Source organism: Candidatus Pantoea floridensis, from assembly GCF_900215435.1.
GTDB classification, from domain to species: domain Bacteria; phylum Pseudomonadota; class Gammaproteobacteria; order Enterobacterales; family Enterobacteriaceae; genus Pantoea; species Pantoea floridensis.
This window is the reverse complement of record NZ_OCMY01000001.1, coordinates 2,309,372-2,329,080: the sequence shown is the minus strand read 5'-3', so window position 1 is coordinate 2,329,080 and position 19,709 is coordinate 2,309,372. Positions and strand designations below refer to the sequence as shown.

Genomic DNA, 19,709 nt, shown 5'->3' with positions numbered 1-19,709 from the left:
AAATTAACCCTGGCGAATAAGTTCACCGCTAATAACGTCGCGGATCTCAGAAGGATTCAGGCGTCCACCGGTTTCAGCGTGTAATACTGGAAACTCAGCACCAAATTGCTGGGCAATTTCTTCCACATTACGACAAGGCGGCTCACCGGAAAGATTGGCACTGGTCGAAACCAGCGGTTTGCCAAAACCACGGCATAAAGCCTGGACATCAGGATGATCGCTAACGCGGATCGCCAGTGAATCAAATCGTCCAGTGAGCCAGCGCGGCGTGTGTGGCGACGCGGGCACCACATAAGTCACCGGGCCGGGCCAGCTCGCAAACATACGTTCGCGCTGAAGTACAGTAAGTTCACGATCGGCGATGTAAGGTTCAAGTTGCGCGTAATCAGCTGCAATCAGAATAAGACCTTTATCGACTGGACGCTGCTTGAGCGCCAGCAGCGCCATTACGGCATTTTCGCTATCGGGATCGCAGCCCAAGCCGAATACGGCTTCGGTTGGGTAAGCGATAACTTCCTGCTGCTGGAGTTGCTCAATACAAAAATCGAGGCTTCCTGCTAAATACTGACTTGGCTTCATGATGATTCTTGGTCCTGAACGATTGGCTTACCGCAGCGTTTGCTGGCGCAAAAGCGCTTCATGCCCTGTGCGGTTTTCTTCTCTATTAATAAGGGGAACTGACAATGCGGGCAAACACCTTCAATCGGCGTTGCATTAATTGCAAACTGACAATCTGGATAGCGATCGCACGAGTGAAAAGTTTTGCCATATCGCGAGCGACGCTGTACGAGTTTACCGCTCTGACATTGCGGACAAGCAATGGCTGTTTCATCAGGCTTGTCGATGGTTTCTGTGTAATCGCACTCGGGATAGTGGCTACAACCAATGAACATGCCAAAGCGTCCCTGCCGCAGAACTTTGTCTGCACCACATTTCGGGCAGGCATGTCCTTCCAGCACTTTAACAACGTGCCCATCGCCATGGCTCTTCAGCGGACGAATGTAATCACAGGTTGGATAATTGACACACCCCAGGAAAGGACCGTGTTTGCCAGAGCGTATAACTAATTCTGCCCCGCAAGCGGGGCAGGGATCGTGTTTAGGCACGGAGAATAGTGCTGATTTACTCATATTACCGGTTGCATTAATCGAAGATTATTAATGCAGCATACCTTCATTGACGTCGAATAACAGTTCTTCCATTTGCTGATAGGCGTTTTCACATCCTGGAATGTTAAACAGCACCATCAACACCACCCATTTGAGATCTTCAAGATCGAATTCCAGGGTATCGAGGGCCATTACACGTTCGATGACCATCTCGCGCGTTTCCATATTCAGCACCTGAACCTGCTCCAGGAACAAAATAAAACCGCGACACTCGGCATCTAAACGCTGATTTTCCTCTTCCGTGTAGATTCGCATGGAGAGCGGATCGTTTGCCATGAGCACAGGCGCAACCAAGCCTTCCTGATAATCCGCTAACCGTTCAAGCCAATTCAACGCATTGTAGATATCTTCACGATGAAAACCGGCGTCGGTTAAGTCATCGGTCAATTTATCCTGATCAACGCGCATTTCAGCTTCGTTGTGGATATATGTCTCAAACAAGTACATAAGTACGTCGAACATGGCATGCCCTCCTCAATCGGACATAGCCGCCGGGTACAGCTGCGATCCATCCTGCTAACTCCAGCTCCAGCAAATGGGCTGCGGTAACTGGCACAGGTTGGCCGGCACGTTCAGCGACGACGTCAACAGGTGTAACCTCATCACCTACGTTAGCCAACACAGTTGCAAATGGCAATGGAACATCGTCACTGTCTTGTGAATATATTGTTTCTGAAGTGCTATCGGGCAACCATTGCAGCGTTGAATGTAAGTCCTCAAGAATATTGTTGGGGTGCGCCACCAGAAGCGCCCCTTGCTGGATAAGCCAGTGTGTTCCTTCGCTACCTGGATTGCCAAGCGAACCGGGTAACGCATAAACGTTACGATTTTGTTCCAAAGCATAGCGTGCTGTAACTAACGAACCGCTTTTCAGCGAGGCCTCTATCACCAACACCCCCAAGCTCAAACCACTGATGATACGATTACGTCGAGGAAAGTTGACCGCATGCGGGGCCATATCAAGTGGGAATTCAGAAATCAGTGCGCCGCCACTGCTAATGATTTCTCGCGCCAGCGATTGATGGCTTTTAGGGTAGATATGTTGCAGACCACTCCCCAACACCGCCACGGTTTTACCCTGTGCCTCTAACGCAGCTCGATGCGCCACGCCATCAATGCCGCGAGCTAAACCACTGGTAATAGTTAATCCACTTAGCGCCAATTGCTGAGTAAACCAGCTTCCCCATTGTTTGCCATAATGGGTGCAATGACGGCTCCCTACCACGCCCAGTTGCGGTGTTTGCAGAGCATTCACACTTCCGGCGACATACAGCAATGATGGACGTCGGCTGATTTCCGTTAACGCCGAAGGATAATCTTCATCTATGCAGGCAACTAAATGATGCTCTTCATGCTCTAGCCATAAATACGTTCTTTCTAATTGGCGCGGACATAGCTCCCTAAACTGTTGCCGCTGTATTTCGCTCAATCCATGATCTGACAAGAGGCCATCATCAACAGGGGCACTATCCTGCAGCGCCAAGGCTAAATGTCTGACAAGCTGACTGCTTAATCCTTTAACATTTGCCAACCTGAGCATCCATTCAATTTTCTCCATGCCAAACTCCCTGTCAGCCGCGCTATCATGCGGTGCAATGCTGTCAATCGGGCATCAAAAAGTCTACAATATGAGGCAGTAATCTTTTCTTTAACGCATACAGATCTGGATATTTATGTCAGTTTTGCAGGTATTACATTTCCCTGATGATCGCCTTCGCAAAATCGCTGCGCCGGTGGCTACCGTAAACGCAGACGTTCAGCGTATTGTCGACGACATGTTCGAAACCATGTACGCCGAAGAAGGTATTGGCTTAGCGGCGACTCAGGTTGATATTCATCAGCGCATCATTGTGATTGATGTTTCTGAAAATCGTGACGAGCGTTTGGTTCTCATCAACCCGGAATTGCTAGAGAAAAGCGGTGAAACCGGGATTGAAGAAGGCTGCCTTTCTATCCCTGAGCAACGCGCGTTTGTACCGCGGGCTGAATGGGTCAAAGTGCGTGCGCAGGATCGCGATGGTAAAAGCTTTGAGCTTGAAACCGATGGCCTGCTGGCGATTTGTATCCAGCATGAAATCGATCATCTTGATGGCAAACTCTTCATTGATTATCTGTCGCCACTTAAACGTCAGCGTATTAAACAGAAACTGGAAAAGTTGGCCCGCCTTAACGCACGCGAAGATTAAGCGCGAATAGAAGGTTAAACTGTGTCTGCACCGCTCAAAATTATCTTTGCCGGTACACCTGACTTCGCAGCGCGTCATCTTGACGCGCTGCTTGCTTCTGAGCATCAGGTTATTGGTGTCTTTACCCAGCCCGATCGTCCTGCCGGACGCGGAAATAAACTCACACCGAGTCCAGTAAAAGTGCTGGCACAGGCACATGATGTGCCAGTGTATCAACCGAAATCCTTGAAGCCTGAAGAGAATCAGCAGCTGGTTGCCGATCTGCAGGCCGACATTATGGTGGTTGTCGCATATGGTTTGATCCTGCCGAAAGCAGTGCTGACAATGCCGCGCCTGGGTTGTATTAATGTGCACGGTTCGCTTTTGCCGCGCTGGCGCGGTGCCGCCCCAATTCAACGTTCTCTTTGGGCTGGGGACAATGAAACCGGTGTGACCATCATGCAAATGGATGTTGGCCTCGATACCGGTGACATGCTGCATAAGCTTTCTTGTCCAATTACCGCGGAAGACACGAGCGCTTCACTCTATGAAAAGCTGGCACAGCTCGGTCCACAGGGCATGCTGTTAACGCTGGATTTGCTGGCAAGTGGTCAGGCTCAGCCTGAAGTGCAAGATGAAGCGCTAGTCTCTTACGCGGAAAAGCTGAGCAAAGAGGAGGCGCGCCTCGATTGGTCGCTTTCTGCTGTGCAGTTGGAACGTTGTATCCGTGCCTTCAATCCATGGCCAATGAGCTACTTCATGGTGGATGAACAGCCGGTAAAGGTGTGGCAGGCGAGCGTTTTGCCGCATCAAAATAAACAACCGGGTGAGATACTGCATGCCGATAAACAGGGTATTCAGATTGCGACAGCCGATGGCGTGCTCAATCTACTGTCACTCCAACCTGCCGGTAAAAAAGCCATGTCCGCACAGGACCTGCTAAATTCGCGCCGTGAATGGTTCACTCCTGGAACTGTTTTGGCCTGATCCTCCAAGCCCGGTTAAACCGGGCTTTTTGTTTGATAAATGAAAATGAAAAAGACAATCAACCTGCGTAGCCTGGCCGCGCAACTCATCGAACGCGTTGTGGATAAAGGCGAATCGCTTAGCGCTGTTTTGCCTGGTGCGCAAAAAACGTTATCCGATAAAGATGGCGCACTGCTGCAAGAGCTGTGCTTCGGCGTGATGCGCACATTGCCACAGCTGGAAGCCTTAATTGGTAAATTGATGGAGCGCACCTTAACCGGTAAACAGCGTGTGTTGCATTATTTGATGATGGTGGGGCTTTATCAGTTAGTCTACACCCGCGTACCTGCGCATGCAGCTCTGGCAGAAACCGTTGCGGGTGCTGAAGCTCTTAAGCGCGCAAATTTGAAAGGTCTACTCAATGGCGTACTACGCCAGTTCCAGCGCCAGCAGGAAACACTGCTAGCCGAAGTCGCTCAAGGTACACAACGTTACTGGCATCCCGGCTGGTTATTGAAACGTCTGCAGGCGGCATGGCCAGAACAGTGGCAGCACATTGTTGAAGCAAACAATCAGAGGCCGCCGATGTGGCTACGCGTCAATCGCCAGCATCACGATCGCGATGCCTGGCTGGCGTTACTGCAGGCAGAAGAGAAAGTGGCTTTCGCGGGCGACGCATCCGATGCCTTGCGTCTTGAGTTTCCCGCTCCAGTTAGCCATCTGCCAGGTTTCGAACAAGGCTGGGTGACGGTGCAGGATCTCTCAGCACAACGTTGCGCGCTGCTGCTGGAGCCTAAGGATGGTGAATCCATTCTCGATCTCTGCGCCGCGCCAGGGGGCAAAACCACACATATTCTTGAAATTGCCCCGCAGGCAAAAGTATTAGCCGTCGATATTGATCAGCAACGTTTGCTCCGCGTGCATGAAAATCTGCAACGCTTGGGTATGCAGGCCGAGGTGCGCCAGGGGGACGGGCGTACACCGGCAGAGTGGTGTGGCGACAGGCAGTTTGATCGCATCTTGCTGGATGCACCTTGCTCAGCCACTGGCGTTATTCGCCGCCATCCAGACATCAAGTGGTTGCGACGCGATCGAGATATTTCTGAGCTGGCGAATTTGCAGCGTGAAATTCTCGAGGCCGTTTGGCCACGCCTGAAGTCCGGCGGCACAATGATTTACGCCACTTGTTCAATCCTGCCTGAAGAAAACCATCAGCAAATCAGTGCTTTTTTAGCGGCACACGGTGATGCCGTAGCAGTGGCAATCCCACAAGGACAAATCAATGGCTGGCAGGTATTCCCAACCGTCGATGGCGGTGACGGCTTCTTCTACGCTAAGCTGATGAAAAAATAGTGCGGCACACTCTGACAAGAGCATCTAAGCCATGAAAATCATTATCCTCGGCGCCGGTCAGGTCGGCGGAACCCTCGCAGAAAATCTGGTGGGGGAAAACAACGATATTACGGTAGTTGATAGCGATGCGGCCCGACTGCGACTGCTGCAAGACAAATTTGACCTGCGCGTTGTACATGGCCATGGTTCGCACCCACGAATCCTGCGCGAAGCGGGTGCCGAAGATGCCGACATGTTGGTGGCGGTAACCAACTCCGACGAAACCAATATGGTGGCTTGCCAGATTGCCTATTCACTTTTTAATACACCAAACCGCATCGCGCGGATCCGTGCGGCAGAATATTTACGCGATGCTGAGAAATTGTTTGTGCCTGAAGCAGTACCTATTGATCATCTGATTTCTCCGGAACAGTTGGTTATTGATAACATCTATCGTCTTATCCAGTATCCAGGCGCGCTTCAGGTAGTCAATTTTGCCGAAGGCAAAGTGAGCCTTGCGGTAGTAAAAGCTTATTACGGTGGCCCGCTGGTAGGAAACCCTTTATCTATCATGCGTGAGCATATGCCGCATATTGATACTCGTGTCGCCGCCATTTTCCGCCAAGATCGTCCGATTCGCCCGCAAGGTTCCACTATCGTAGAGGCCGGCGATGAGGTGTTCTTTATTGCAGCGAGTCAGCATATTCGCGCGGTAATGAGCGAGATGCAGCGCCTGGAAAAACCTTATAAACGCATCATGCTGGTTGGTGGCGGCAATATCGGCTTTGGCCTGGCGCAGCGTCTGGAAAAACAATATAGCGTGAAGTTAATTGAGCGCAATCAACAACGCGCGGCAGAACTGGCTGAACGTCTACACGATACCATTGTTTTTTATGGCGATGCTTCGGATCAGGAACTGCTGGCCGAAGAGCATGTTGATCAGGTCGATCTCTTCATTGCCGTTACCAATGATGATGAAGCCAACATTATGTCAGCAATGCTGGCTAAGAAAATGGGGGCTAAAAAAGTAATGGTGCTGATCCAGCGCCGCGCCTATGTAGATCTGGTGCAAGGAAGCGTGATCGACATTGCGATCTCTCCACAACAAGCCACTATCTCCGCTTTATTGAGCCATGTTCGTAAAGCCGATATTGTCGGCGTCTCATCACTACGTCGCGGCATTGCTGAAGCTATCGAAGCCATCGCACACGGCGATGAAACCACTTCGCGCGTGGTTGGACGGTTAATAGAAGATATTAAACTACCACCCGGAACGATAATTGGTGCCGTTGTCCGCGGTGATGAAGTCATCATTGCAAATGATAATGTACGTGTAGAACAAGGCGACCATGTAATTATGTTCCTGACAGATAAGAAATTTGTCCCGGATGTTGAGCGTCTTTTCCAGCCGAGTCCTTTCTTCCTCTAAATACTGCGGGTTCTGGCCCGCAGCCAAAAATTACGCTTAATCCGTTGTTATAATGGCAATTGCGCGAAGGTTTGTTAGACTTTAGCAATTGGCCAAGGCAAGGAGATAACAATGAGTTTATTCAAAGAGTTTCGTGATTTTGCAATGCGCGGGAACGTAGTAGATCTGGCTGTCGGTGTGATCATTGGTGCCGCTTTCGGCAAGATTGTATCCTCATTAGTCGCTAACATCATTATGCCACCCCTTGGCTTGCTGATTGGCGGCGTCGATTTCAAACAGTTTAAATGGGTATTAAAACCTGCAGAAGGTGATATCCCGGCAGTGGTTATGGAGTACGGTAATTTTATTCAGACCGTTTTTGATTTTGTGATTGTTGCCTTTGCCATCTTCCTGGCAATTAAAGTAATGAATAAGCTGTATCAGAAAAAAGAAGTTGAAAAGGCTGCACCAAAGCCAACGAATGAAGAGTTACTGCTTACTGAAATTCGCGATCTGTTAAAGCAAAATAATCAAGAAAAATTATGATAAAAAGCCGCCTGAATTAGGCGGCTTTTTTGATTGTTAGCAGAAGGCCAGTGATAAACTTTTCTGCTTATCACTGGCCTCCCAGTTACGCCCTTTTGCGTGTTTGTCTTTTCGTTGATAGCTGCCCTTTCCTTTCTCATTCTTTTCAATACGCTGACGAAACAGCGGATCATGTAGCAGTGCTTCAAGTGCATTATCCTTGATTTTACCTTTTTGATGCTGATAGCGGCTCATCTTGTCCTCCGATTAGTAACGGCGCAACTATATTCCTTTCATTACAAAACTCAATCCTTGCTGCAACAAATTTCAGGATGAGGCTCTTCACCCTTTTCCAGGGCCTCCAGAATTGAACAGCAGGCGCTGCTATGCAAATCACCGCAGCAAGTTTCGGCTAAACGGTGCAACGATCGTTGGATCGTCTGCAATTCTGCGATCATGCCATTCACTTCGTCCAAACGCTTCGCAACAATGGCTTTTGATTCCTGGCAGGTATGATGTTCCGGATCGATACGGATCGACAAAAGACCGCGGATTGAATCCAGACTAAATCCGAGTTGACGACCATAGCGAATAAAACGCAGGCGTTGTAAATCGTCCTCGTTGTAAAGACGAAAGCCACCTTCGGTACGTACCTCGTGATTCATCATCTGCTGTTTTTCATAAAAGCGGATGGTATCGGGCGTAACATCCGCCATTTTTGCCAGCTGGCCGATCCGATACATGCTATTCCTCCTGCTGCAAACGTTGATGAATAACGTCGCTATATTCACCGTGCAGGAAGTCGGTACTGATTCCAGCCTGGTGAAGCTTTATTTTAAGCAGCGTTAAATGTTTCGATAATTCCCGCGCTTTTTCATTATCTGGATTTAATTCTCGTAATAAGTCATGAAGTGCTAATGCTTCGCGACGCATCTCCAGTTCCGGGGGCAAATAGCCGGAGTTTTTCAACAGGCGATAAGCAGTGCGTAGTTCTACCGGCACTCCGCTATCATCCTCTAAATGTAAAGGTGCACCCTCACCGGGCAGATTGCTCAGCTCACCTTTTTCCTGAGCCTCGCGGATGTGCTGCTCAACAAGTTGATCGATTAGCCACATAAGTGAACCCCAGACGGTGATATCTGCCAGCAGCATAGCGAAAGAGGAGGAAATGGAAAGGAATTACGGACAATAAAAAACCCGCCGAAGCGGGTCTTTTACGTTACTGCAAATTACTCTGCAGTAGCTTCTGCTTGAGCTTCTGGACGATCAACCAGCTCGATGTAAGCCATCGGAGCGTTGTCACCAGCACGGAAGCCACACTTCAAAATGCGAGTGTAACCACCGGCACGGCTCGCGAAACGCGGGCCCAGCTCGTTAAACAGTTTTGCCACGATCTCGTTATCACGAGTGCGGGCGAATGCCAGACGACGATTAGCTACGCTGTCGGTCTTGGCAAGAGTAATCAGCGGCTCAACTACGCGGCGCAGCTCTTTGGCTTTCGGCAGAGTCGTCTTAATGATCTCATGACGAACCAGAGAACCAGCCATGTTGCGGAACATAGCCTGACGATGGCTGCTGTTGCGGTTCAGTTGACGACCACTCTTACGATGGCGCATGACCTTATCCTTCTCAGTGAAACCTTAACCTGTGATCCGGTTATTCATCAGCAATGCTTGCCGGTGGCCAGTTTTCTAGGCGCATGCCCAGAGACAAACCACGTGAAGCAAGCACATCTTTAATCTCGGTAAGAGATTTTTTACCCAGGTTAGGCGTTTTAAGCAGCTCAACCTCGGTACGCTGTACCAGATCACCGATGTAGTGGATAGCTTCTGCCTTAAGGCAGTTAGCAGAGCGGACAGTCAATTCCAGATCGTCAACAGGGCGCAGCAGGATCGGATCGAATTCTGGTTTCTCTTCTTTCACTTCCGGCTGACGTACATCACGTAAGTCAACGAAAGCTTCCAGTTGTTCTGCCAGGATGGTCGCCGCACGACGAATCGCCTCTTCAGGATCGATTGTGCCATTGGTTTCCATTTCGATGACCAGCTTGTCCAGGTCGGTACGCTGTTCTACACGCGCTGCTTCAACATTGTAGGCAATACGGTCTACAGGGCTGTAGCAAGCGTCAACCAACAGACGGCCGATTGGGCGCTCATCTTCTTCCGAATGAATTCGGGCAGAAGCCGGCACATAACCACGACCACGCTGAACTTTGATACGCATGCTAATAGATGCGTTTTCATCGGTCAGATGGCAGATCACATGCTGCGGCTTGACGATTTCAACATCACCGTCGTGGGTGATGTCGGCTGCAGTCACAGGGCCAATGCCAGATTTATTCAGAGTAAGGATAACTTCATCTTTGCCCTGAACTCTTACCGCCAACCCTTTCAGGTTAAGCAGGATTTCCAGGATATCTTCCTGTACGCCCTCTTTGGTGGAGTACTCATGAAGCACACCATCAATCTCAACCTCGGTCACCGCGCAACCCGGCATGGAAGAAAGCAGAATACGGCGCAGTGCGTTACCAAGAGTATGGCCAAAGCCACGCTCTAACGGCTCAAGGGTCACCTTGGCGTGCGTCGAACTCACTTGCTCGATATCTACCAGGCGCGGTTTTAGAAACTCTGTCACAGAACCCTGCATTGTGTCCTCTCTTTGGTACTAAGCTTTACTTAGAGTAAAGCTCGACGATCAGGTGTTCGTTAATGTCCGCAGACAGATCGGTACGTTCAGGAATACGCTTGAACACACCTTCCATCTTAGTAGCATCAACTTCCAGCCAGGTTGGCTTTTCACGCTGCTCAGCCAGCTCCAGAGCGGCCTTCACGCGAGATTGCTGTTTGGCTTTCTCACGGATGCTTACGACATCATTCGGAGATACCTGATAAGAAGCGATGTTAACAACGCGGCCGTTCACCAGGATAGATTTATGGCTAACCAGCTGACGTGCTTCTGCACGAGTGGCGCCAAAGCCCATACGGTAAACTACGTTATCCAGACGGCCTTCCAGCAGAGCCAGCAGGTTTTCACCTGTGTTGCCTTTCAGACGTGCTGCTTCTTTATAGTAGTTGCGGAACTGACGCTCCAGCACGCCGTACATACGACGAACTTTTTGCTTTTCACGCAACTGGCCGCCGTAGTCAGAGAGACGCGGTTTACGCGCACCATGCTGACCAGGTGGTTGTTCAATTTTGCACTTGGTATCGATCGCGCGAACGCCAGACTTAAGGAATAAGTCGGTACCCTCACGACGGCTCAGCTTGAGCTTAGGACCCAAATATCTTGCCATTTTCTTTCTCCAACTAACCTAAAAACGGGCGTTAAACGCGACGTTTTTTCGGCGGACGACAACCGTTGTGAGGGATTGGAGTCACATCAGTAATATTAGTGATGCGGAAACCAGCAGCGTTCAGAGCACGAATTGTTGATTCGCGGCCTGGACCTGGACCCTTAACCATAACTTCCAGATTCTTAATACCGTAATCTTTCACTGCTTCTGCACAGCGCTCTGCAGCTACCTGGGCAGCAAACGGAGTAGATTTACGTGAACCGCGGAAACCGGAACCACCGGCGGTTGCCCAACCCAGTGCGTTACCCTGACGATCAGTAATGGTAACGATGGTGTTGTTAAAAGATGCATGGACATGAGCCACGCCATCTGAGACTTGTTTTCTTACACGCTTACGTGCACGAACTGGTGCCTTTGCCATTATTTACTCACCCCGATTATTTCTTGATCGGTTTACGCGGACCCTTACGGGTACGTGCATTGGTCTTAGTACGCTGACCGCGTACTGGCAGACCACGACGATGGCGTAAACCACGATAGCAGCCAAGGTCCATCAGACGCTTGATGCTCAGGGTGATTTCACGGCGCAGATCACCTTCAACAACGAATTTACCAACTGCTTCACGCAGCTGTTCAATTTGTTCTTCAGACAGCTCTCTGATCTTAACATTTTCAGCGATACCCGTTGAAGCGCAGATGGCTTTAGAACGGGTCTTACCGATACCGAAGATCGAAGTTAATGCGATCACGGTATGTTTTTGATCAGGAATGTTAATGCCTGCTATACGGGCCACTATGCACTCCTATAATTAAACAAATGCGTCCCATGCTGAAAAGCCCGTTTTCAGGATACTCAAATGGTAACGCATCGACATACAAAAGATTGGCTGGCTAATCTAGCCAGCTCAACCCGACTTTGCAAGAAAAATATGTGACAATATCAGCCTTGGCGCTGTTTATGCTTTGGCTCGGCGCTGCAAATCACACGTACGACACCGTCGCGGCGAATGATTTTGCAGTTACGACATAATTTCTTGACGGAAGCACGAACTTTCATTTTTACTCTCCGTAACTTCTCAAGCACCCGAATTAACGGCCGTAGCCCTTCAGGTTAGCTTTCTTCAATGCAGACTCGTACTGACTCGACATCATCAGAGTTTGCACTTGAGCCATAAAGTCCATGATGACGACCACTACAATGAGCAGTGATGTACCGCCAAAGTAGAATGGAACTTTCATAGCATCACGCATGAACTCCGGGATCAGGCAGATAAACGTAATATACAGTGCGCCGATTAAGGTCAGACGTGTCATTACTTTATCGATATACTTCGCCGTTTGCTCTCCCGGACGAATTCCCGGTACGAATGCACCAGACTTCTTCAGGTTATCTGCTGTTTCACGTGGGTTGAATACCAACGCCGTATAGAAGAAACAGAAGAAGATGATTGCAGTCGCATAGAGTAGCACATAAAGCGGCTGTCCTGGTTGCAAATACAGCGAAATTGTTGTCAGCCAGTTCCAACCGGTTCCGCCCCCGAACCATGATGCTATGGTCGCTGGGAACAGAATAATGCTGGAAGCAAAAATAGCTGGGATTACGCCCGCCATGTTCACTTTCAACGGTAAATGTGTGCTCTGTGCAGCATATACACGACGACCTTGCTGACGTTTAGCGTAGTTGACCACAATGCGGCGCTGGCCACGCTCTACGAAAATAACAAAGAACGTCACTGCAAATACTAGAACTGCAACCAACAGCAACAGAAGGAAGTGCAGGTCACCTTGCCGCGCTTGCTCGATGGTATGGCCAATGGCCGGCGGGAGACCCGCAACGATACCAGCGAAGATAATGATCGAGATACCGTTGCCGATACCTCGTTCAGTAATCTGTTCACCCAGCCACATCAGGAACATCGTCCCGGTAACCAGACTTACAACAGCGGTAAAGTAGAATGCAAAGCCTGGATTCATTACCAGTCCTTGCATTCCAGGCATATTCGGTAGACCGGTAGCAATACCGATCGACTGGAATACAGCCAGAACCAGTGTGCCATAGCGAGTGTACTGGCTAATCTTACGACGACCAGCTTCACCCTCTTTCTTAATCTCAGCTAACGCCGGATGAACCACCGTTAACAGCTGGATAATAATAGAGGCCGAAATGTACGGCATAATACCCAGCGCGAAGATTGAGGCACGACTGAGAGCACCACCAGAGAACATGTTAAACATTTCAATGATGGTGCCACGCTGTTGCTCAAGCAGTTTGGCAAGTACAGTGGCATCGATACCGGGGATTGGAATAAAAGAGCCAATGCGGAAGACAATGAGTGCACCGATTACAAACAACAGTCTGCGCTTCAGTTCACCAAAGCCACCTTTGGCACTTTGAAAATCTAATCCCGGTTGCTTTGCCATCTGCTACTTATTCCTCGATTTTACCGCCAGCAGCTTCGATTGCAGCACGAGCACCTTTGGTGACACGCAGACCGCGAACCGTTACCGGTGCAGAAACTTCACCAGAGAGAATCACTTTCGCGAATTCAATCTGAACACCGATAATATTGGCCGCTTTCAGCGTATTCAGGTCAACAATACCGCCTTCAACTTTCGCCAGATCAGACAGACGAACTTCTGTGGTGATCATTGCTTTGCGAGAGGTGAAACCGAATTTCGGCAGACGACGATACAGAGGCATCTGACCACCCTCGAAACCGCGACGTACGCCACCGCCAGAACGAGAGTTCTGACCTTTGTGACCACGACCACCAGTTTTACCGAGGCCAGAACCGATACCACGACCCAGACGCTTAGTAGCGTGTTTAGACCCTTCGGCCGGAGACAGAGTGTTTAAACGCATCTCTTACTCCTCCACTTTCAGCATGTAGGAAATCGCGTTAACCATACCGCGTACTGCAGGCGTGTCTTCACGCTCTACGGTGTGGCCAATGCGACGCAGACCCAAGCCAACCAGAGTCGCTTTGTGCTTAGGCAGGCGGCCGATTGAACTGCGGGTTTGTGTAATTTTAATTGTCTTAGCCATCGTGATTACCCCAGAATTTCTTCAACGGATTTACCACGCTTGGCAGCGACCATTTCCGGAGAATTCATATTGCCCAGGCCATCGATAGTTGCACGAACCACGTTAATCGGGTTAGTAGAACCATACGCTTTAGCCAGAACGTTATGTACTCCAGCGACTTCTAAAACGGCGCGCATTGCACCGCCGGCGATGATACCGGTACCTTCAGAAGCCGGCTGCATGAACACACGAGAACCCGTGTGAGCACCTTTAACAGGGTGCTGCAGGGTGCCGTGAGTCAGCGCGACGTTAATCATATTGCGACGGGCTTTCTCCATCGCTTTCTGGATCGCTGCTGGAACTTCACGCGCTTTACCGTAACCAAAACCAACGCGGCCGTTACCATCACCCACTACAGTCAGTGCGGTGAAGGAGAAAATACGACCACCTTTTACAGTTTTAGATACACGGTTTACCGCGATCAGTTTTTCCTGCAGTTCGCCAGCTTGTTTCTCGATGTTTGACATCTTAGACCTCTACCTTAGAACTGAAGGCCAGCTTCACGGGCAGCATCTGCCAGTGCCTGGACACGACCATGATATTGGAACCCGGAACGGTCGAAAGAGACATTTTTGATGCCTTTCTCAACAGCGCGCTCAGCCAGAGCTTTACCTACAGCTGCAGCGGCGTCTTTGTTACCGGTATACTTCAGTTGTTCGGCAATAGCTTTTTCTACAGTAGAAGCAGCAACCAGAACTTCGGAACCGTTCGGGGCGATCACCTGTGCGTAGATATGACGCGGGGTACGATGTACCACCAGGCGAGTAGCACCCAGCTCTTTGAGCTTGCGACGTGCACGGGTCGCACGACGGATACGAGCAGATTTCTTATCCATAGTGTTACCTTACTTCTTCTTAGCCTCTTTGGTACGCACGACTTCGTCGGCGTAACGAACACCCTTGCCTTTGTAAGGCTCAGGACGACGGTAGGCGCGCAGATCAGCTGCAACCTGACCAATCAGCTGTTTATCAGCGCCTTTCAGCACGATCTCAGTCTGAGTTGGACATTCAGCAGTGATGCCGGCCGGCAGTGCATGGTCAACAGGGTGAGAGAAGCCCAGGGCCAAGCTCACAGAGTTGCCTTTAACAGCTGCACGATAACCAACACCAACCAGTTGCAGCTTCTTGGTGAAGCCTTCGGTAACACCGATAACCATGCCGTTCAGCAGCGCACGAGCAGTACCTGCTTGTGCCCAACCATCCGCATAACCTTCGCGTGGAGCGAAAGTCAGGGCGTTGTCTGCATGCTTAACTTCTACAGCACTGTTGATAGTACGAGTCAGCTCGCCGTTTTTGCCTTTGATCGAAACTTCCTGACCGCTGAGTTTTACCTCTACGCCCGCAGGAACAACGACAGGTGCTTTTGCAACACGAGACATTTTATCCTCCGATTACGCTACGTAGCAGATAATTTCGCCACCAAGACCAGCTTGGCGCGCTGCACGATCAGTCATGACACCTTTAGAGGTAGAGATTACAGCGATGCCCAGACCAGCCATTACTTTTGGCAGCTCATCTTTTTTCTTATAGATGCGCAGACCTGGACGGCTAACACGCTGAATGCTCTCAACCACAGCCTTGCCCTGGAAATATTTAAGTGTTACTTCCAGCTCAGACTTGATGTCGCCTTCGATTTTAAAATCTTCAATATAGCCTTCTTCCTTCAGCACGTTGGCAATTGCCACTTTCAGCTTGGAGGAAGGCATAGAGACCGCAACTTTGTTCGCGGCCTGACCGTTACGGATACGGGTCAGCATATCCGCGATCGGATCTTGCATGCTCATCTGTGTTACTCCCGTGATTCAAATGGTGACAATTACCAGCTAGCCTTTTTAAGACCCGGGATTTCACCGCGCATTGCGGCTTCACGGACCTTGATACGGCTCAACCCAAACTTCCGCAGGAAACCGTGCGGACGACCTGTCTGACGGCAGCGGTTACGCTGACGTGAAGGGCTGGAATCACGCGGCAGACTCTGCAGCTTGAGAACGGCATCCCAACGGTCTTCGTCGGACGCGTTCACATCAGAAATGATCGCTTTCAGTTCAACACGCTTAGCGAAGAACTTGTCTGCTAATTTCACACGCTTAACTTCGCGTGCTTTCATAGATTGCTTAGCCATTAAGTAACCCTACCTTACTTGCGGAACGGGAAGTCAAAGGCAGCCAGCAGAGCACGGCCTTCATCATCAGATTTCGCAGTAGTGGTAATGGTAATATCCAAACCACGAACGCGATCGACTTTGTCATAATCGATTTCTGGGAAGATGATCTGCTCACGAACGCCCATGCTGTAGTTACCACGACCGTCGAAAGACTTCGCAGATAAACCACGGAAGTCACGGATACGAGGTACAGCAACAGTGATCAGACGCTCAAAGAACTCCCACATGCGCTCGCCGCGCAGAGTTACTTTACAGCCGATCGGATAGCCCTGACGGATTTTGAAGCCTGCAACTGATTTGCGTGCTTTGGTGATCAGCGGTTTTTGACCGGAGATTGCTGCCAGGTCTGCTGCTGCGTTATCCAGCAGTTTCTTGTCAGCGATCGCTTCACCAACACCCATGTTCAGGGTGATCTTCTCGACCCGAGGGACTTGCATGACAGAATTGTAGCCGAACTCTGTCATGAGTTTCTGGACTACTTCGTCTTTGTAGTAATCATGCAGTTTCGCCATCGTACTACTCCAAATTACTTGATAGTTTCGCTATTAGACTTGAAGAAACGGACTTTTTTGCCGTCTTCGAATCTAAAGCCTACACGGTCAGCCTTGCCGGTTGCCGCATTGAAGAGTGCAACGTTAGAAACCTGAATAGCAGCTTCTTTTTCAACGATGCCGCCTGGTTGGTTCAGGGCCGGGACCGGCTTCTGATGTTTCTTAACCAGGTTGATACCTTCAACGATGACCTTACCAGAAGTCAGGACATTCTTTACTTTACCGCGTTTACCTTTGTCTTTGCCGGTAAGCACGATAACTTCGTCGTTACGACGGATTTTCGCTGCCATTGCTCGCTCCTTAGAGTACTTCTGGTGCCAGAGAGATAATTTTCATGAACTTTTCAGTACGAAGTTCACGAGTTACCGGCCCAAAAATACGCGTACCGATAGGTTGCTCGCTGTTATTGTTTAAAATAACGCATGCATTACCATCGAAGCGAATGACAGAACCGTCCGGGCGACGAACACCCTTCCTGGTGCGCACCACTACCGCTTTCAGGACATCACCTTTTTTCACCTTGCCACGAGGAATTGCTTCCTTGATGGTCACTTTGATGATATCGCCGACGCCTGCGTAGCGACGGTGCGAGCCACCCAGAACCTTGATACACATTACGCGACGTGCACCGGAGTTGTCGGCGACGTTCAGCATAGTCTGTTCTTGGATCATTTTAGTGCTCCGCTAATGTCAACTACTACTTCGGGACCCAAACCTCAGGTCGTTAAAAAGCCCCATAATTGAGGGCGCGGCATTATAACACCGGTTCTCGCACATGGGTAGAAAAAATGAACGGCTCAGACGAGCCGTTCATTTTATTTTTTAGAGGAAGCGGATTCTATTACAGAACCGCTTTCTCTACAACGCGAACCAGCGTCCAAGACTTAGTCTTAGACAGCGGACGAGTTTCGCGGATTTCTACCACGTCACCAATACCGCATTCGTTGTTCTCGTCATGGATGTGCAGCTTAGTCGTACGCTTGATGAATTTACCGTAGATCGGGTGTTTCACGACACGTTCGATAGCAACAACTGCAGATTTCTGCATTTTGTCACTAATAACACGACCCTGCAGAGTACGGATTTTATCGGTCATTACGCCGCCTTCTCAGTCAGTAAAGTCTTAACACGTGCAACATTACGGCGCACTTGCTTCAACAGATGGGTCTGCTGAAGTTGGCCGGATGCTGCTTGCATGCGCAGGTTAAACTGCTCACGCAGCAGGTTAAGTAGCTCAGTGTTCAGCTCTTCAACGCTTTTTTCACGCAGCTCATTTGCTTTCATTACATCACCGTCTTAGTAACAAAGGTGGTTTTGATAGGCAGTTTTGCTGCTGCCAGCTTGAAGGCTTCACGGGCCAGCTCTTCCGGAACGCCGTCCATTTCATACAGGACTTTACCCGGTTGAATGAGGGCAACCCAATACTCCACGTTACCCTTACCTTTACCCATACGCACTTCCAGCGGCTTCTCGGTAATTGGTTTGTCCGGGAATACACGGATCCAAATTTTACCTTGACGCTTAACTGCACGGGTCATAGCACGACGTGCTGCTTCGATCTGACGAGCAGTCAGACGACCACGGCCAACAGCTTTCAGACCGAAAGTACCGAAGCTGACATCCGTACCTTGCGCCAGACCACGGTTGCGGCCTTTGTGCACTTTACGGAATTTCGTACGCTTTGGTTGTAACATCAGCGACTCTCCTTACTTACGGCCTTTACGCTGCTGCTTTTTAGGTTGAGCAGCCGGTTCCGGTTGTTCAACAGCAGCCATACCACCCAGGATCTCGCCTTTGAAGATCCATACCTTAACGCCGATTACACCATAAGTGGTGTGCGCTTCAGAGGTGTTGTAGTCAATGTCTGCACGCAGTGTGTGCAACGGTACGCGACCTTCACGGTACCATTCGGTACGTGCGATCTCGGCACCGCCCAAACGGCCGCTGACTTCAACTTTAATACCCTTCGCGCCCAGACGCATTGCGTTCTGTACAGCACGCTTCATAGCACGACGGAACATCACACGACGCTCCAGCTGTGAAGTGATGCTATCAGCAACCAATTTAGCGTCCAGTTCCGGCTTACGGACTTCGGCGATATTGATCTGTGCAGGAACGCCAGCGATTTTCGCGACGACCGTACGCAGTTTTTCTACGTCTTCACCTTTCTTACCGATAACGATACCCGGGCGAGCAGTGTGAATAGTCACACGGATGCTCTTAGCCGGACGCTCGATAACGATACGAGATACAGACGCTTTAGACAGTTCCTTAGTCAGGAACTGACGGACTTTAAAATCGCTGTCCAGGTTGTCAGCGAATTCTTTGGTGTTCGCAAACCAGGTAGAGTTCCATGGTTTTACAATACCCAGGCGAATACCATTAGGATGTACTTTCTGACCCATTGCTAGTCTCCAGAGTCTCAGCGATCGGACACAACCACAGTAATGTGGCTGGTGCGCTTCAGGATGCGATCTGCACGACCTTTCGCACGCGGCATAATGCGCTTCATGCTTGGGCCTTCGTCTACGAAGATTTTCGCGACTTTCAGATCGTCGATATCAGCGCCATCGTTGTGTTCGGCGTTCGCAATGGCAGATTCCAGGACTTTCTTAACCAACACAGCAGCTTTTTTGTTGGTGTAGGTCAGAATATCCAGAGCCTGCGACACTTTCTTACCGCGAATCAGGTCTGCCACCAGGCGAACCTTCTGAGCAGAAGAACGAGCATGGCGATGTTGAGCAATAGTTTCCATCTCTTCCTCCTACTTATTTCTTCTTGGCTTTCTTATCTGCAGCATGGCCGCGATAAGTACGTGTCGGTGCAAATTCACCCAGTTTGTGGCCGACCATTTCGTCGGAAACAAAGACAGGAACGTGCTGACGACCATTATGGACAGCGATGGTCAAACCGATCATGTTAGGGAAGATCGTTGAACGACGGGACCAAGTGCGCAGGGGCTTCTTGTCACCGCTTTCCACCGCTTTCTCTACCTTCTTCAGCAAGTGCAGGTCAATAAAAGGACCTTTCTTGAGAGAACGTGGCATGGCTTA

Annotated in this window: 35 protein-coding genes; 5 read left to right on the top strand and 30 right to left on the bottom strand. The window is 50.0% G+C overall.

The window, feature by feature from the left end:
* Positions 1 to 3: 3 nt before the first annotated feature.
* The 4 genes from tsaC to dprA are packed head-to-tail and all read right to left on the bottom strand — an operon-like array spanning position 4 to position 2,727.
* Entirely contained in the window at positions 4 to 579 is a 576-nt protein-coding gene (gene tsaC / locus CRO19_RS10995; RefSeq protein WP_097095844.1) for an L-threonylcarbamoyladenylate synthase type 1 TsaC, read from the bottom strand.
* On the bottom strand, positions 576 to 1,130 hold the full coding sequence (locus CRO19_RS10990; RefSeq protein ID WP_097095843.1) for a DNA topoisomerase family protein: 555 nt from the start codon (positions 1,128 to 1,130) through the stop codon (positions 576 to 578). Before CRO19_RS10990 ends, tsaC begins: the two co-directional genes overlap by 4 nt.
* A 27-nt stretch (positions 1,131 to 1,157) precedes the next feature.
* On the bottom strand, positions 1,158 to 1,631 hold the full coding sequence (gene smg, locus CRO19_RS10985) for a DUF494 family protein Smg (protein WP_007891699.1): 474 nt from the start codon (positions 1,629 to 1,631) through the stop codon (positions 1,158 to 1,160).
* Positions 1,603 to 2,727: a DNA-protecting protein DprA gene (dprA, locus tag CRO19_RS10980; RefSeq protein ID WP_097095842.1), complete on the bottom strand. Its 1,125-nt coding sequence runs from the start codon at positions 2,725 to 2,727 to the stop codon at positions 1,603 to 1,605. The genes smg and dprA overlap by 29 nt, the downstream gene beginning before the upstream one ends.
* 115 nt (positions 2,728 to 2,842) lie before the next feature.
* Here dprA and def point away from each other — a divergent pair, with 115 nt between their 5' ends.
* The 5 genes from def to mscL all read left to right on the top strand — a co-directional run bounded on the left by def (position 2,843) and on the right by mscL (position 7,586).
* A complete protein-coding gene (gene def, locus CRO19_RS10975; protein WP_008104717.1) occupies positions 2,843 to 3,355 on the top strand; it encodes a peptide deformylase in 513 nt (170 codons plus the stop codon).
* Positions 3,356 to 3,376: 21 nt separating this feature from the next.
* Positions 3,377 to 4,321, top strand: a complete 945-nt coding sequence (fmt, locus tag CRO19_RS10970; protein WP_097095841.1) for a methionyl-tRNA formyltransferase — start codon at positions 3,377 to 3,379, stop codon at positions 4,319 to 4,321.
* A 45-nt stretch (positions 4,322 to 4,366) separates the two neighbouring features.
* Positions 4,367 to 5,653 (top strand): 16S rRNA (cytosine(967)-C(5))-methyltransferase RsmB, encoded by a 1,287-nt coding sequence (rsmB, locus tag CRO19_RS10965; RefSeq protein ID WP_097095840.1) that lies wholly within the window; start codon positions 4,367 to 4,369, stop codon positions 5,651 to 5,653.
* A 31-nt stretch (positions 5,654 to 5,684) separates the two neighbouring features.
* On the top strand, positions 5,685 to 7,061 hold the full coding sequence (gene trkA / locus CRO19_RS10960) for a Trk system potassium transporter TrkA (protein ID WP_097095839.1): 1,377 nt from the start codon (positions 5,685 to 5,687) through the stop codon (positions 7,059 to 7,061).
* A 111-nt stretch (positions 7,062 to 7,172) separates the two neighbouring features.
* A complete protein-coding gene (mscL, locus tag CRO19_RS10955; protein WP_097095838.1) occupies positions 7,173 to 7,586 on the top strand; it encodes a large-conductance mechanosensitive channel protein MscL in 414 nt (137 codons plus the stop codon).
* 36 nt (positions 7,587 to 7,622) lie between these two features.
* Here mscL and CRO19_RS10950 read toward each other — a convergent pair whose 3' ends face one another.
* From CRO19_RS10950 to rpsS, 26 genes are all read right to left on the bottom strand, one after another.
* Complete coding sequence (locus CRO19_RS10950) at positions 7,623 to 7,820, bottom strand: alternative ribosome-rescue factor A (protein ID WP_097095837.1); 198 nt, start codon at positions 7,818 to 7,820, stop codon at positions 7,623 to 7,625.
* 50 nt (positions 7,821 to 7,870) lie between these two features.
* Positions 7,871 to 8,308, bottom strand: coding sequence for a Zn(2+)-responsive transcriptional regulator (gene zntR / locus CRO19_RS10945; RefSeq protein ID WP_097095836.1), 438 nt, complete (start codon positions 8,306 to 8,308; stop codon positions 7,871 to 7,873).
* Between the two features lies 1 nt (position 8,309).
* Complete coding sequence (locus tag CRO19_RS10940; protein ID WP_097095835.1) at positions 8,310 to 8,681, bottom strand: DnaJ family domain-containing protein; 372 nt, start codon at positions 8,679 to 8,681, stop codon at positions 8,310 to 8,312.
* A 113-nt stretch (positions 8,682 to 8,794) separates the two neighbouring features.
* Positions 8,795 to 9,181: a 50S ribosomal protein L17 gene (rplQ, locus tag CRO19_RS10935; RefSeq protein WP_008104728.1), complete on the bottom strand. Its 387-nt coding sequence runs from the start codon at positions 9,179 to 9,181 to the stop codon at positions 8,795 to 8,797.
* Positions 9,182 to 9,221: 40 nt separating this feature from the next.
* A complete protein-coding gene (locus CRO19_RS10930; protein ID WP_007891688.1) occupies positions 9,222 to 10,211 on the bottom strand; it encodes a DNA-directed RNA polymerase subunit alpha in 990 nt (329 codons plus the stop codon).
* Between the two features lie 25 nt (positions 10,212 to 10,236).
* On the bottom strand, positions 10,237 to 10,857 hold the full coding sequence (rpsD, locus tag CRO19_RS10925; protein WP_007891687.1) for a 30S ribosomal protein S4: 621 nt from the start codon (positions 10,855 to 10,857) through the stop codon (positions 10,237 to 10,239).
* 31 nt (positions 10,858 to 10,888) lie between these two features.
* Positions 10,889 to 11,278, bottom strand: a complete 390-nt coding sequence (gene rpsK / locus CRO19_RS10920; protein ID WP_004160563.1) for a 30S ribosomal protein S11 — start codon at positions 11,276 to 11,278, stop codon at positions 10,889 to 10,891.
* Between the two features lie 16 nt (positions 11,279 to 11,294).
* Positions 11,295 to 11,651 carry a 30S ribosomal protein S13 gene (gene rpsM, locus CRO19_RS10915; protein ID WP_034830736.1) on the bottom strand — a complete coding sequence of 119 codons (357 nt, stop codon included), beginning with the start codon at positions 11,649 to 11,651 and terminating at the stop codon, positions 11,295 to 11,297.
* A gap of 146 nt (positions 11,652 to 11,797) precedes the next feature.
* On the bottom strand, positions 11,798 to 11,914 hold the full coding sequence (rpmJ, locus tag CRO19_RS10910; protein ID WP_004160566.1) for a 50S ribosomal protein L36: 117 nt from the start codon (positions 11,912 to 11,914) through the stop codon (positions 11,798 to 11,800).
* Positions 11,915 to 11,946: 32 nt separating this feature from the next.
* The gene (secY, locus tag CRO19_RS10905; RefSeq protein ID WP_007891686.1) at positions 11,947 to 13,278 is read right to left on the bottom strand and encodes a preprotein translocase subunit SecY; all 1,332 of its coding nucleotides are present in this window, start codon (positions 13,276 to 13,278) and stop codon (positions 11,947 to 11,949) included.
* A 7-nt stretch (positions 13,279 to 13,285) separates the two neighbouring features.
* A complete protein-coding gene (gene rplO, locus CRO19_RS10900) occupies positions 13,286 to 13,720 on the bottom strand; it encodes a 50S ribosomal protein L15 (RefSeq protein WP_097095834.1) in 435 nt (144 codons plus the stop codon).
* Between the two features lie 3 nt (positions 13,721 to 13,723).
* On the bottom strand, positions 13,724 to 13,903 hold the full coding sequence (gene rpmD / locus CRO19_RS10895) for a 50S ribosomal protein L30 (RefSeq protein ID WP_021186404.1): 180 nt from the start codon (positions 13,901 to 13,903) through the stop codon (positions 13,724 to 13,726).
* A gap of 5 nt (positions 13,904 to 13,908) precedes the next feature.
* Complete coding sequence (gene rpsE, locus CRO19_RS10890) at positions 13,909 to 14,409, bottom strand: 30S ribosomal protein S5 (RefSeq protein WP_007891679.1); 501 nt, start codon at positions 14,407 to 14,409, stop codon at positions 13,909 to 13,911.
* A gap of 14 nt (positions 14,410 to 14,423) precedes the next feature.
* Positions 14,424 to 14,777, bottom strand: coding sequence for a 50S ribosomal protein L18 (gene rplR, locus CRO19_RS10885; protein ID WP_007891678.1), 354 nt, complete (start codon positions 14,775 to 14,777; stop codon positions 14,424 to 14,426).
* 9 nt (positions 14,778 to 14,786) lie between these two features.
* Positions 14,787 to 15,320, bottom strand: coding sequence for a 50S ribosomal protein L6 (rplF, locus tag CRO19_RS10880; RefSeq protein ID WP_008104735.1), 534 nt, complete (start codon positions 15,318 to 15,320; stop codon positions 14,787 to 14,789).
* 12 nt (positions 15,321 to 15,332) lie between these two features.
* Positions 15,333 to 15,725: a 30S ribosomal protein S8 gene (gene rpsH / locus CRO19_RS10875; protein WP_007891668.1), complete on the bottom strand. Its 393-nt coding sequence runs from the start codon at positions 15,723 to 15,725 to the stop codon at positions 15,333 to 15,335.
* A gap of 32 nt (positions 15,726 to 15,757) precedes the next feature.
* Complete coding sequence (gene rpsN / locus CRO19_RS10870) at positions 15,758 to 16,063, bottom strand: 30S ribosomal protein S14 (protein WP_007891666.1); 306 nt, start codon at positions 16,061 to 16,063, stop codon at positions 15,758 to 15,760.
* Positions 16,064 to 16,077: 14 nt separating this feature from the next.
* On the bottom strand, positions 16,078 to 16,617 hold the full coding sequence (rplE, locus tag CRO19_RS10865) for a 50S ribosomal protein L5 (protein WP_097095833.1): 540 nt from the start codon (positions 16,615 to 16,617) through the stop codon (positions 16,078 to 16,080).
* A 14-nt stretch (positions 16,618 to 16,631) separates the two neighbouring features.
* The gene (gene rplX, locus CRO19_RS10860) at positions 16,632 to 16,946 is read right to left on the bottom strand and encodes a 50S ribosomal protein L24 (protein WP_097095832.1); all 315 of its coding nucleotides are present in this window, start codon (positions 16,944 to 16,946) and stop codon (positions 16,632 to 16,634) included.
* A gap of 10 nt (positions 16,947 to 16,956) precedes the next feature.
* A complete protein-coding gene (gene rplN, locus CRO19_RS10855) occupies positions 16,957 to 17,328 on the bottom strand; it encodes a 50S ribosomal protein L14 (protein ID WP_006120590.1) in 372 nt (123 codons plus the stop codon).
* A 169-nt stretch (positions 17,329 to 17,497) separates the two neighbouring features.
* A complete protein-coding gene (gene rpsQ, locus CRO19_RS10850) occupies positions 17,498 to 17,752 on the bottom strand; it encodes a 30S ribosomal protein S17 (RefSeq protein ID WP_007891663.1) in 255 nt (84 codons plus the stop codon).
* Entirely contained in the window at positions 17,752 to 17,940 is a 189-nt protein-coding gene (gene rpmC / locus CRO19_RS10845; protein ID WP_084938330.1) for a 50S ribosomal protein L29, read from the bottom strand. Before rpmC ends, rpsQ begins: the two co-directional genes overlap by 1 nt.
* Complete coding sequence (gene rplP / locus CRO19_RS10840) at positions 17,940 to 18,350, bottom strand: 50S ribosomal protein L16 (RefSeq protein WP_002438716.1); 411 nt, start codon at positions 18,348 to 18,350, stop codon at positions 17,940 to 17,942. The genes rpmC and rplP overlap by 1 nt, the downstream gene beginning before the upstream one ends.
* A 12-nt stretch (positions 18,351 to 18,362) precedes the next feature.
* Complete coding sequence (gene rpsC / locus CRO19_RS10835) at positions 18,363 to 19,061, bottom strand: 30S ribosomal protein S3 (protein WP_007891660.1); 699 nt, start codon at positions 19,059 to 19,061, stop codon at positions 18,363 to 18,365.
* A 17-nt stretch (positions 19,062 to 19,078) separates the two neighbouring features.
* A complete protein-coding gene (gene rplV, locus CRO19_RS10830; RefSeq protein WP_007891659.1) occupies positions 19,079 to 19,411 on the bottom strand; it encodes a 50S ribosomal protein L22 in 333 nt (110 codons plus the stop codon).
* Positions 19,412 to 19,424: 13 nt separating this feature from the next.
* Positions 19,425 to 19,703 carry a 30S ribosomal protein S19 gene (gene rpsS, locus CRO19_RS10825; RefSeq protein ID WP_001138115.1) on the bottom strand — a complete coding sequence of 93 codons (279 nt, stop codon included), beginning with the start codon at positions 19,701 to 19,703 and terminating at the stop codon, positions 19,425 to 19,427.
* Between the last annotated feature and the right edge of the window lie 6 nt (positions 19,704 to 19,709).

Bases quoted from the DNA above. Each gene is read 5' to 3' on its own strand.
- rpsQ (WP_007891663.1), bottom strand. From the start codon at position 17,752: ATGACCGATAAAATCCGTACTCTGCAGGGTCGTGTTATTAGTGACAAA.
- rsmB (WP_097095840.1), top strand. From the start codon at position 4,367: ATGAAAAAGACAATCAACCTGCGTAGCCTGGCCGCGCAACTCATCGAA.
- mscL (WP_097095838.1), top strand. From the start codon at position 7,173: ATGAGTTTATTCAAAGAGTTTCGTGATTTTGCAATGCGCGGGAACGTA.
- rpsD (WP_007891687.1), bottom strand. From the start codon at position 10,857: ATGGCAAGATATTTGGGTCCTAAGCTCAAGCTGAGCCGTCGTGAGGGT.
- rpsK (WP_004160563.1), bottom strand. From the start codon at position 11,278: ATGGCAAAGGCACCAGTTCGTGCACGTAAGCGTGTAAGAAAACAAGTC.
- def (WP_008104717.1), top strand. From the start codon at position 2,843: ATGTCAGTTTTGCAGGTATTACATTTCCCTGATGATCGCCTTCGCAAA.
- rpsE (WP_007891679.1), bottom strand. From the start codon at position 14,409: ATGTCAAACATCGAGAAACAAGCTGGCGAACTGCAGGAAAAACTGATC.
- rpsS (WP_001138115.1), bottom strand. From the start codon at position 19,703: ATGCCACGTTCTCTCAAGAAAGGTCCTTTTATTGACCTGCACTTGCTG.
- rplO (WP_097095834.1), bottom strand. From the start codon at position 13,720: ATGCGTTTAAACACTCTGTCTCCGGCCGAAGGGTCTAAACACGCTACT.
- rpsH (WP_007891668.1), bottom strand. From the start codon at position 15,725: ATGAGCATGCAAGATCCGATCGCGGATATGCTGACCCGTATCCGTAAC.
- rpmJ (WP_004160566.1), bottom strand. From the start codon at position 11,914: ATGAAAGTTCGTGCTTCCGTCAAGAAATTATGTCGTAACTGCAAAATC.
- rplX (WP_097095832.1), bottom strand. From the start codon at position 16,946: ATGGCAGCGAAAATCCGTCGTAACGACGAAGTTATCGTGCTTACCGGC.
- rpmC (WP_084938330.1), bottom strand. From the start codon at position 17,940: ATGAAAGCAAATGAGCTGCGTGAAAAAAGCGTTGAAGAGCTGAACACT.
- rpsN (WP_007891666.1), bottom strand. From the start codon at position 16,063: ATGGCTAAGCAATCTATGAAAGCACGCGAAGTTAAGCGTGTGAAATTA.
- rplN (WP_006120590.1), bottom strand. From the start codon at position 17,328: ATGATCCAAGAACAGACTATGCTGAACGTCGCCGACAACTCCGGTGCA.
- CRO19_RS10990 (WP_097095843.1), bottom strand. From the start codon at position 1,130: ATGAGTAAATCAGCACTATTCTCCGTGCCTAAACACGATCCCTGCCCC.
- tsaC (WP_097095844.1), bottom strand. From the start codon at position 579: ATGAAGCCAAGTCAGTATTTAGCAGGAAGCCTCGATTTTTGTATTGAG.
- secY (WP_007891686.1), bottom strand. From the start codon at position 13,278: ATGGCAAAGCAACCGGGATTAGATTTTCAAAGTGCCAAAGGTGGCTTT.
- rplV (WP_007891659.1), bottom strand. From the start codon at position 19,411: ATGGAAACTATTGCTCAACATCGCCATGCTCGTTCTTCTGCTCAGAAG.
- rplQ (WP_008104728.1), bottom strand. From the start codon at position 9,181: ATGCGCCATCGTAAGAGTGGTCGTCAACTGAACCGCAACAGCAGCCAT.
- CRO19_RS10940 (WP_097095835.1), bottom strand. From the start codon at position 8,681: ATGTGGCTAATCGATCAACTTGTTGAGCAGCACATCCGCGAGGCTCAG.
- rplR (WP_007891678.1), bottom strand. From the start codon at position 14,777: ATGGATAAGAAATCTGCTCGTATCCGTCGTGCGACCCGTGCACGTCGC.
- trkA (WP_097095839.1), top strand. From the start codon at position 5,685: ATGAAAATCATTATCCTCGGCGCCGGTCAGGTCGGCGGAACCCTCGCA.
- CRO19_RS10930 (WP_007891688.1), bottom strand. From the start codon at position 10,211: ATGCAGGGTTCTGTGACAGAGTTTCTAAAACCGCGCCTGGTAGATATC.
- zntR (WP_097095836.1), bottom strand. From the start codon at position 8,308: ATGTATCGGATCGGCCAGCTGGCAAAAATGGCGGATGTTACGCCCGAT.
- rplP (WP_002438716.1), bottom strand. From the start codon at position 18,350: ATGTTACAACCAAAGCGTACGAAATTCCGTAAAGTGCACAAAGGCCGC.
- rplF (WP_008104735.1), bottom strand. From the start codon at position 15,320: ATGTCTCGTGTTGCAAAAGCACCTGTCGTTGTTCCTGCGGGCGTAGAG.
- CRO19_RS10950 (WP_097095837.1), bottom strand. From the start codon at position 7,820: ATGAGCCGCTATCAGCATCAAAAAGGTAAAATCAAGGATAATGCACTT.
- smg (WP_007891699.1), bottom strand. From the start codon at position 1,631: ATGTTCGACGTACTTATGTACTTGTTTGAGACATATATCCACAACGAA.
- dprA (WP_097095842.1), bottom strand. From the start codon at position 2,727: ATGGAGAAAATTGAATGGATGCTCAGGTTGGCAAATGTTAAAGGATTA.
- rplE (WP_097095833.1), bottom strand. From the start codon at position 16,617: ATGGCGAAACTGCATGATTACTACAAAGACGAAGTAGTCCAGAAACTC.
- rpmD (WP_021186404.1), bottom strand. From the start codon at position 13,903: ATGGCTAAGACAATTAAAATTACACAAACCCGCAGTTCAATCGGCCGC.
- rpsC (WP_007891660.1), bottom strand. From the start codon at position 19,061: ATGGGTCAGAAAGTACATCCTAATGGTATTCGCCTGGGTATTGTAAAA.